We start from the raw sequence: 1201 nt of genomic DNA on the forward strand, positions 1-1201 counted from the left end.
AGAGCAGGATCAGCAGCAGCGTTCACGCTTTCAACTGAAGCCGACCCGCCTTCAGCCGTTGCCGAGAAAGAAGCCGTACGAACCGTGATAACCTTCTTGGCATCTGTCGACTGAACGGTCTGGATCGCATTGCCCGCATAGATCGGACGTTTGAAAGTGTCGCTTGAGACAACTTCCATGATTTCAGACAACTGCATCACATCAAGCAGAGCTGCTACGCGTGGCAGAACGTTCTTGGCCGAAGTTGTGGCTGGCGCAATGATCGTGTCGTAGTTTCCTGCGAGTTCAACGATGGCTGCTGCGAGTGGCTCAGCCAGACGGTTTTCCAGTGCATCGCTTTCAGCAAGCAGAACCTTGCGAACACCGGAAAGCTTTGCAGCTGCATCAGCGGCTGCTTTCGCGCCCTTGCCTGCAACCAGAATATCAACATCGCCACCGATCTGGGCAGCTGCAGTCAGAGCCTTTGCAGTCTGATCGGAAAGGCTTGCATTGTCGTGTTCGGCAATAAGAAGAATAGCCATGTTTTTGTCCTTCCGATCTCTTACAATACGCCGTCGGCTTTAAGCTTCTCAACCAGCTCGGAAACCGAACCAACCTTCACGCCAGCCTTGCGGCCACCCGGTTCTTCGGTCTTCAAAACCTTAAGACGCGGAGCAATGTCGGCGCCAAAATCAGCAGGCGACTTTTCATCAAGCGGCTTCTTCTTGGCCTTCATGATGTTTGGCAGCGATGCATAGCGCGGCTGGTTCAAACGAAGATCAACCGTAACAATCGCAGGCAGCTTCACATCAATGGTCTGAAGACCACCATCGACTTCACGCGTTACTTTGGCAGAACCGTCACCCAGCTCAACTTTCGATGCGAAAGTTGCCTGGCTCCAGTTGAGCAATGCCGAAAGCATCTGGCCGGTCTGATTGGCATCGTCGTCAATCGCCTGCTTGCCGAGGAACACGAGGTCTGGCTGTTCAGCTTCGACTACGCCCTTCAGCACCTTGGCAACGCCAAGCGGCTCGACGGTTTCGTCAGTCTTCACGAGGATTGCACGATCAGCACCCATGGCAAGTGCCGTGCGCAGTGTTTCCTGCGCCTGTGCCGGACCGACCGAAACCACGACGATTTCCGTGACCTTGCCTGCTTCCTTCAAACGGATCGCTTCTTCAACCGCGATCTCGTCAAAGGGGTTCATCGACATCTTGACGTT

At 54.3% G+C, this 1201-nt stretch carries 1 protein-coding gene and 1 pseudogene; both read right to left on the bottom strand.

The genetic code is table 11. From position 1 onward, the window contains the following. Positions 1–521, bottom strand: a pseudogene (locus J2782_RS22790) (electron transfer flavoprotein subunit alpha/FixB family protein); the annotation flags it as partial. A gap of 20 nt (positions 522–541) precedes the next feature. Then, positions 542–1201, bottom strand: a 660-nt coding sequence (locus J2782_RS22795; protein ID WP_310016452.1) for an electron transfer flavoprotein subunit beta/FixA family protein, incomplete at its 5' end; no start/stop codon positions are given.

The sequence above is a fragment of the Brucella pseudogrignonensis genome (genome assembly GCF_031454375.1).
Lineage (GTDB): Bacteria > Pseudomonadota > Alphaproteobacteria > Rhizobiales > Rhizobiaceae > Brucella > Brucella pseudogrignonensis_A.